General features: G+C 38.3%; 8 protein-coding genes. 2 read left to right on the top strand and 6 right to left on the bottom strand.

Features of this window, described 5'->3' with window-relative positions; all coding sequences use genetic code 11:
- The first annotated feature begins 459 nt into the window (after positions 1 to 459).
- Positions 460 to 972, top strand: coding sequence for an RNA polymerase sigma factor (locus ACZFYI_RS11860; protein ID WP_462524341.1), 513 nt, complete (start codon positions 460 to 462; stop codon positions 970 to 972).
- Positions 973 to 976: 4 nt separating this feature from the next.
- Positions 977 to 1,567, top strand: coding sequence for a hypothetical protein (locus ACZFYI_RS11855; protein WP_462524340.1), 591 nt, complete (start codon positions 977 to 979; stop codon positions 1,565 to 1,567).
- Positions 1,568 to 1,694: 127 nt separating this feature from the next.
- On the opposite strand, the gene ACZFYI_RS11850 is transcribed toward ACZFYI_RS11855, so the two are convergent.
- The 6 genes from ACZFYI_RS11850 to ACZFYI_RS11825 all read right to left on the bottom strand — a co-directional run.
- Positions 1,695 to 3,968 (bottom strand): TolB family protein, encoded by a 2,274-nt coding sequence (locus tag ACZFYI_RS11850; RefSeq protein WP_462524339.1) that lies wholly within the window; start codon positions 3,966 to 3,968, stop codon positions 1,695 to 1,697.
- 217 nt (positions 3,969 to 4,185) lie between these two features.
- Positions 4,186 to 5,301: an FG-GAP repeat domain-containing protein gene (locus ACZFYI_RS11845; protein ID WP_462524338.1), complete on the bottom strand. Its 1,116-nt coding sequence runs from the start codon at positions 5,299 to 5,301 to the stop codon at positions 4,186 to 4,188.
- 110 nt (positions 5,302 to 5,411) lie between these two features.
- Positions 5,412 to 6,350, bottom strand: coding sequence for a DUF4468 domain-containing protein (locus ACZFYI_RS11840; RefSeq protein WP_462524337.1), 939 nt, complete (start codon positions 6,348 to 6,350; stop codon positions 5,412 to 5,414).
- Between the two features lie 141 nt (positions 6,351 to 6,491).
- Complete coding sequence (locus ACZFYI_RS11835) at positions 6,492 to 6,695, bottom strand: hypothetical protein (RefSeq protein WP_462524336.1); 204 nt, start codon at positions 6,693 to 6,695, stop codon at positions 6,492 to 6,494.
- Between the two features lie 95 nt (positions 6,696 to 6,790).
- Positions 6,791 to 7,369, bottom strand: coding sequence for a GDP-mannose pyrophosphatase NudK (nudK, locus tag ACZFYI_RS11830; protein WP_462524335.1), 579 nt, complete (start codon positions 7,367 to 7,369; stop codon positions 6,791 to 6,793).
- Between the two features lie 64 nt (positions 7,370 to 7,433).
- A partial coding sequence (locus ACZFYI_RS11825; protein ID WP_462524334.1) for an AMP-binding enzyme occupies positions 7,434 to 7,937 on the bottom strand: 504 nt, incomplete at its 5' end.

Genomic DNA, 7,937 nt, shown 5'->3' with positions numbered 1-7,937 from the left:
TGCAGCCCTGCACCACAAAAATTGAACTTATTGACATAGAGGGCTTGGCGAAGCAAACATTCAATGTGCCGGACATCAATAAAAATGTTTTCGGGTCATTTAGGGTAAAATTCAATTGGAAATTGCCTTGGCCGGGCAGATATTTCCCAAAAAGTTAAGGTGCATATAATTATTGAAATTTTAGCTTGATTTCGGGAATTTTGGAATCTTTCTAAATGTTCTTTTCAACCTCAATCTGGATTATTTTTTTTCAAAAGTCGGTTCCAATAGGGGTGATTCCATATTGGACCGGAATTAATCTAAAGGTTCACAATTAGGAAAAAGCAAATTACATTTCTTAGGGTTTATTTTTTTATAATCAATTGATTTTTAGGGTGATAAAAACTATTATCGAAAAATCTTCAAGGTTTTGTAAGAAATGGATGGTGAGTAAGTACTAACTTATTGACAATTCGCCTTATGACTGAACAGAAACAAACAGACGTCTTTCATTACTGGTTGGAAAACCACAAAGCCATACTCTTTAAGGTAGTAAGGGCTTATGGATTCAATCAAGAAGACCAGGAAGACCTTTTTCAGGAGATAGCTGTTCAAGTCTGGCGCTCTGTCTCAAAATTCAGGAACGACTGCGCAGTCACTACTTGGATGTATCGAATTGCACTGAATACCGCCCTCAAATGGAGCAGTAAGGAGCGCAAGCATCAGGTGGGTCGAGAGGATCTTGACCAGAAAGCACACGTTTTAATCGAGCAGAAGGACTTTGCCGATGAAAGACTTGACTGGCTCTATGAGCAAATCTCTCACCTTGATAAAGTAGAAAGATCACTGTGTCTCTTATTGCTGGATGGATTCAGCTACAAAGAGATGTCAAAGATCACGGGTATTTCCGAAAGTTATGTAGGTGTAAGAATCAATCGGATCAAGAAGCACCTGAGTAAGCAATCAGAAAAAATAAGACAAAATGGAATTTGAAGAAATGAAAAAAATATGGGACGCGCAGAATGGTCAGGCATTGTATGCTATTGACGAAAAAGCCCTGCACAACAAGGTCATCGCAAAGAAAAATAAAGCTGCACAGACCGCAAATAAAATGGAATTGACACTGATAGGCAGTTTATTGGTGGCAAGTGGTATGATCTGGAGGGTCATGTTTATGAAATCGAGTTTTGAACTCGTACAAGTAGTATTTGCTTCGCTTCTTTTACTTGTGGCAGCTGCCATCTTCCTCAGTCGAAGAAAGCGCTTGGCTTGGCAGAATTCTTTTGAGAACAGCATGCTTGGAGATCTTGAGCAGGGTTTGGCAAATGCCAGGTACCAAGTGAACCTGTCCAAAGCCGCGGGTTTCTTATACCTGACAGTGACAGGTTTTGCTGTGGTATCTGTCTTTCAAGAGGTGGCGGACTGGTGGAAATCTGCCTTGGTACTTTTGCTTTTTGGATTTGGCTATTTCGCTTCCCGCTGGGAACACCGGAAGTTTTATGTAGGCCAAAAGAAAAATTTGACGGTTATGAAAGAGCAGTTGTTGCGTATGGAAAACGAACCCCCGGAAAACATTCCGAGGGAATAAAGGGGGGGCTAAGCCCTCTCTTTTTAACATGAGTTCCCCAATGGTAGGTATCAGCTGCTATCTAAAACTTATAACCATACCCAATTCGGAATACCTGTGCCAAATCTGACCAAATTTTTTAAAATCATTAATTTATGGAAATTCCCTTTGTCCAAAGCGGTGCCCCATCTTCCCATTTATTATGCGTCAGTCTGATTTTTTTACCGGAGCTGAGGTGAATGGCAAAGATTTCTCCATACTGCTGAGGTCCAAAAATAACAGGCTGAACCAGGGGCTCTTCGTCATTAATCCCTCCTTCTTCCGAAGTGTAAATGATCCATTCCCCATCAGGAGAAAAATGCGGATGGGCATCCTGTCCTTTATCTGTGGTAAGCTGCTTTGCCTCACTCCAAGTTCCATCGGCATTCAAGACAGTCAGGAAGATATCCATTGTTTTCACCTTGCCTTCTATGTCAGTGCCAAGTCGATCTGAGCAGAAGGCAATTTTATCACCTTGAGGGGAGATGATCGGGAAATTGTCCCGATGCTCATCTGAGGTAAGGTTCAGAACCTCCTCCCCTTGCTTTAAGTAAATATCGAAAAAACCACTTCTACCACTTCTAAACACCATTTTTGATTTGTCTGAGGAAATGTCACCAAAGCCATCATTAAAATCAGAAAACGTAAGTCTGGTAATCTTCATTGAGCTCAGATCAAGAGAGAAGACATCTCCCTGATTTGAAGGCCCACCTCTGAAATTACCCACACCGTAAAGCAGTTCACCTCCCTCAGGATTGAATTTTGTATCGATCACCATCCCATTTAACGGATTATAATTAGCGGGCTTCACAAAAGTATAAAGTGGTCTTACCTCATTTGATTTATAATCTACTTCAAAGAATTGAATCGGAATTTGTATCAGCAGCGGAAGGATCGCAATCAAAAAAAGTACACTTACAAAATTTAAGACAAAAACTGTTCGGATTTGCCTGGACAGGATTCCTTTCCCCTTCTTATAAATTAAAACAAGAACCAAAGCCAAAACTATTGCCACTATTCCAAGGTACACACGCATGGTGTTGATGGGGGCAAGTTGATCGATAAAGAAATAGTAAAGGACGAAGGAAATCAAAGCAAGAGTTGCTAGCGCAATGCCATTGAAAAGAAGGAAAGCAGTCAGTTTTTCTTTGGCAATTTTCAGGTTTCTATTTCCCAAGCCAATAAAAATCACATAAATAAGCAGAATGGCGAGCAGGCTGTATGTCCAGGGAGTAATAGCATCTGATAGTCCTCTTACATCAGTGTTATCAAAAATCAGTGTGTGATTATTGGGATTTGGAGGAGCGGCAAATGCTCTCCGAACAGCATACATATCAATTTGATTTGTACTCAAGTCTTTGGAATAAGGAGATCCCTTTACCAACAAATCACCTTCAAATCCACCAATATTATACTCTGTTTCCAATGGAGGTTCTCCTCCATAAAAAGTCATTGTACCATTTTCATGAATTTTTGCTCCTAAGAAATTTGAGTTGGAGCTAAAAATAGAGTCCACTTGATTCGTCTTGAGATTCAGGCTCATGAGGCGAAACGCGCTATTTTCGAATGTGGTAAAGACTAAAGCCGAGTCGTTCAAAGGGGAAGGAGAAATGGCATTCAGGTCTTCAGGAGAGATAGCTTCTTGATTTTCGCCTTCGAGCTCCATCGAATAAATTCTAGTTGAATTTCTGGGGCCGCTGTAGAAAAAAATCTTCTTCCCATCCTTAGAATAGCAAGGGCTACCATCCCAATGATCGTTTGTCGTGAGTCTTTTTAGATTTTCTCCATCAATAGTCATACTGTAGATATCACCGGTTCGACTCATGGCAAATACAAAATATGGATGGGCTTTGATCGGATGGTTACGGTCACTTGAAAACACGATTTGCGATCCATCGGGCGAAAAAGATGGCCTGAAATCTCCTCCCTTGTCGTGCGTGAGATTTATGGCGTCATCAAGATTTAATGTATCAGTAGGCTGAAAAGGAAGTCTATAAATATCTGATTGTCCTTCATGGGTAGAAGTGAATACGATCCAATTACCGTCAGGAGAAATTACTGCCTGATCCTGCATGGAGGATTCATGGTCTATAAATAGACGTGCCTCACTATTGTCACTTAGAGATTTGATGAAAATTTTGGGATTTCCCATTCGCTCTGAGGTAAATACAATCCATTTTTCATCCGGACTTATTACCGGATTATATTCTAAAGCTTCGTGGCTAGTAACCTGTTCTATTTTTCCTGAAATACCATTCGACATCCAAATGTCCCATCCCTGTGGCCTATAGGAGGAATAGAAAACACGTTCATTTCCTGTTTGGCTAAAAACAAATGGAGTGGTGAGCAAAATCAAAAGAAAAAAAATAATGCATTTCTTCATAGTAGTTGGGAGTTTAAATCGTCTATTCCAATCAATAGTTTATTTTAAATATACTACAAACTGAAATATTTCAAGAGTCTTTTTAGAAAGATGATCTCAAACTGCCCAAAGTGTAAATCTTTGTAAGCAACGGAATTCAAAAATCATTGTCAAGATAAGTGAAAAGCTAAAAAGGTAAATCTTATAGGTCTGAGGGATCCGCCAAGCATTTTCCCTCCTACTTTTTAATATTTAGATAATAGTAGTTGATCTCATCCGAGTTACTTTCTATGATATCCAGTCTCTTGTCATTATTTACATCTGCAAGAATGATGTCATAGGTATCTGAGTCTTCATTTCTCAGCATGATTTCAACCCATTTAGCTCCATTTTCAAAATTGAGAAAAACCTTGTTTGGCTCTCCGGAATTTGCCACGACAATATCAATACTTCCATTGCCATCTAGGTCCCCAAAATCCAAAGAATAAGAATTGTCCGAAGAAGGATCGAAAACAACTTTTCGGCTGAAATCCATTTCTTCAGTACCGAAGTAGATCACATTTGGTTCTTGAATGTTTGAAGTGATGATGTCCAAAAAGCCATCGTTGTCAATATCCACCACAGCCACTGACCTTGTTTCGTCTGTTCCGGTACCAAATGGAATTTTATGGTCAAAGTTTAATTTTCCATCATTCAAATAGATGAAATTCTGTTGTCCATCCCTATTGGCCAAAATTAAATCCTTATACCCATCTTTGTTGATATCGACAACATCCACGTCAATAGTCGAGTCATCTTTGGAACCAAATTTTAATGTTATGGTAAATTCCCCCTTTCCATTGTTTAAGCAGATTTCATTTTCTCTTCCCCTGTTGGTGATGAGTATATCGATATCTCCGTCTGAATCAATATCTGTTGTTTTTAAATTTCTCGTTGGAGCATACAGTTCTCCGAAATGACCCAACTTTAGAAAATTCCCAAGCCCATCATTTAAATAAATGGTATTTGGAGCCATGTCATTCCCCACCGCTACGTCCAAGTCTCCATCACCATCAAAATCTGCTAATTCTGTCGCATAACACGTCTCTTCTATATTATCAAGTAGCCTTGATACCGTAAATGTTCCGTAGCCATTGTTGAAAAATACCTTATTTGCCTGAGGCCAATGCCTCCCATTAGCCACAACCAAATCCACATCCCCATCATTATCAATGTCTCCTGCGCTGATTGAGGCTGACTTATCTTTGCTTCCTCCTAATATTAATCTCGAATTGGAAACAAAGTCAATTCCTTGTCCTATTACCAAACATGGCATGGCTAGGTAAAAAATCAGTGTTAAATACTTTATATTCATTTCATCAGCGGTTATCCATTGAAAGCGAAATATTTCAATCAAATTCAAATAAGTCAGGCTGTATTATTTCCCGATTTTTCTGAGGCTTTTATTTTCTCATGAAAAACCGATCATTTCATCAAATAATCGACCAAGGAAGCGGATATTTCATTCATCATCTTTTCCATTTCTATTTTAAAATCTTCCGCCATCTTTTGAATCTTCTCACTGTTCTCCATTGAATCCTTTTCCTCTTGAGTCATCTCATCAATAATCTGACCCATTTGATTTACTGAAATAAAACTCATCCTAATCTTTTCCTCAGTAAATTCTACTTTAAACCGGTATTGAATATCAAGAAATAATTCAACCCCCATAATTTTGGAAACAAGAACACCTTTTTTCAAAGCAGCAATTTCTACTTCTATATTTTCAACAGCTCTTAATGAACTTCCGACTTTATTATAATAGCTTTCATTATACCAGTTCACGGTCCTTCCATAAAGCTCACTCTTGCTCATGCCTTCAAAATCAACGACTATTGGCTGAACGCTTTCTTCGTTGAATATAAATTGGGGTATTTCTCTTGATACTATTTTACGAGGTTTGGTAAAATCAATGTCATTGATTTTTACAATCTCTCCCGCCAATATTGCAGCCTCAAAATCCACAGCTTGCTTGTACATTCCCATATTCAGGGTTCCATCGAAGGTGGGACCAATAGAGAAAACGCCTAAATAGCTATCCCCATTTTTTTTAGAAGAGATCTTACTAAAATTTAGGATTGTAAAAGACCTGCCATTATAGTTATTGCTAATTCCTTGTGGTGTGTTTTTGAACTCCGCATGGCTTTTATTACCGGAGAAATCAGTCATGTACTTCTTGGGAGTCGTAATGTGTATAAAATTTCCTGAAGTAGAATCACTGCCTCTACCAAGGAAAATAACGTCTCCTTTTTTGATGGAAAGAGTATCAAAAATAAATATTGGTCCATCAACCTTTTTTCCGGGTATTTGTCCAAAAACTGCATGGCTAAAGATCATAAAACCAAGTATCATTATCTTTTTCATAGTATTGGGAAAGCTAAAATGTGGGCTAATAAGACCTCGAACAAAAGGAATTCAAAAATCAGTATCAAGATAGGTAAAAAGCTACAAATCTAAATCTGCAATGCCATGGGAAAAATAAGGACGGGGAAAAGATTGTTTCTTTCAATTTTTCAATTTCAGACCTTCCATTCTCAAAACTGCATCACAATGGTCGATAAGGTTTACTGCAATTGGATGAAAAATATCATTAAATATATCGTCACCAACATGCTTGGAACCGGCTGCTGCTATAAGCGGCAATGCAAACCATTCTCCCAAAACAGGCATATGTCCCATACGATATAATTCCAGAGCAGTGTCCGTCATTGCTTTTACATTAGCTTCTATCAGGTGTGGGTCGTCATTTGTACCTGATCGATATGGACCTGCCACAAGGATCAAAAGGGGTTTAACTGCTTGTATTATAGGATGTTGTTAAGTTTTATATATTGAAGCAGCATGATAGTCTTTCCATCTTTAATTTCTCCATTGACTATCATTTTCATCGCGTCTTCAATATTGATTTCTAGAACTTCTATATTTTCTTCTTCGAGTTCCAAACCTCCACCTTCAGTCACTTTCATTTCTTTGGCATATTCCGCAATAAAGAAGTGTAAAATTTCAGTAACCGAGCCGGGGGACATATATGCTTCAAAAATTTTTCGCACTTCAGCGATTTTATATCCTGTTTCTTCTTCTGTTTCCCGTCTTATACAATCTTCCGGGTTGTCTTTGTCCAATAAACCTGCACAGGCTTCTATTAACATTCCGGTTTCGTTTCCATTTATAAATGTGGGCAAGCGAAACTGACGGGTAAGAATGACGGTTTGTTGTTCTTTGTTATAAAGCAAAATAGTTGCCCCATTTCCTCTGTCATAGGCTTCTCTTGTTTGGGTCAATCTTGTACCGTCTTCTTTCGAGTACTCATAAGTGATTTTTCTAAGTACATACCAATTGTCTGACAGGATTTTAGTTTCCACTATTTTTACATTGTTTATCATTTCGATGATATCTTACAAATTGTAATTAATTCAGATTAATTAAAAGGCAAATTGCCTGTGCTATTCAAGCTAGTTTTCCTTCGGCAAAAAGTCTTCTGATCTCTTTTTTGTCAAATTTGCCTACGCTTGTTTTTGGCACTTCATTGATATAAAAATAGTCTTTGGGAATCTGATATTTCACAAAGTCTCTCGATAGAAATTCGATTAATTCTTCATCTGAAACTTTATCATCTTTATCCATCAAGACTATCGAAGCCAAAGGTTTTTCTACCCATTTTTCGTCCGGTATCGCGATTACTGCAGCTTCTTTAATTTTAGGATGGGCCATCAAGGCAGATTCCAAAGCTACGCTGGAGATCCATTCACCTCCACTTTTTATAAGGTCTTTGGTCCTGTCTTTAATTTCCATGTACCCATCCTCATCTATGGTACTCACATCGCCTGTTTTAAACCAACCATCTTCTGTAAAGTTTTCAAGATTATTTGTTTTAAAATAAGAATTCACAATCCAAGCACCCTTTATTTGAAGTTCTCCCATGGTTTTGCCATCAGCAGGAGCCAAAGTCCC

Source organism: Aquiflexum sp., from assembly GCF_977115555.1.
This window is presented reverse-complemented; position numbering and strand designations above follow the sequence as displayed.

Coding starts and splice junctions, on each gene's coding strand:
- nudK (WP_462524335.1), bottom strand. CDS start 7,369: ATGATAAACAATGTAAAAATAGTGGAAACTAAAATCCTGTCAGACAAT.
- ACZFYI_RS11835 (WP_462524336.1), bottom strand. CDS start 6,695: ATGACGGACACTGCTCTGGAATTATATCGTATGGGACATATGCCTGTT.
- ACZFYI_RS11855 (WP_462524340.1), top strand. CDS start 977: ATGAAAAAAATATGGGACGCGCAGAATGGTCAGGCATTGTATGCTATT.
- ACZFYI_RS11840 (WP_462524337.1), bottom strand. CDS start 6,350: ATGAAAAAGATAATGATACTTGGTTTTATGATCTTTAGCCATGCAGTT.
- ACZFYI_RS11850 (WP_462524339.1), bottom strand. CDS start 3,968: ATGAAGAAATGCATTATTTTTTTTCTTTTGATTTTGCTCACCACTCCA.
- ACZFYI_RS11860 (WP_462524341.1), top strand. CDS start 460: ATGACTGAACAGAAACAAACAGACGTCTTTCATTACTGGTTGGAAAAC.
- ACZFYI_RS11845 (WP_462524338.1), bottom strand. CDS start 5,301: ATGAATATAAAGTATTTAACACTGATTTTTTACCTAGCCATGCCATGT.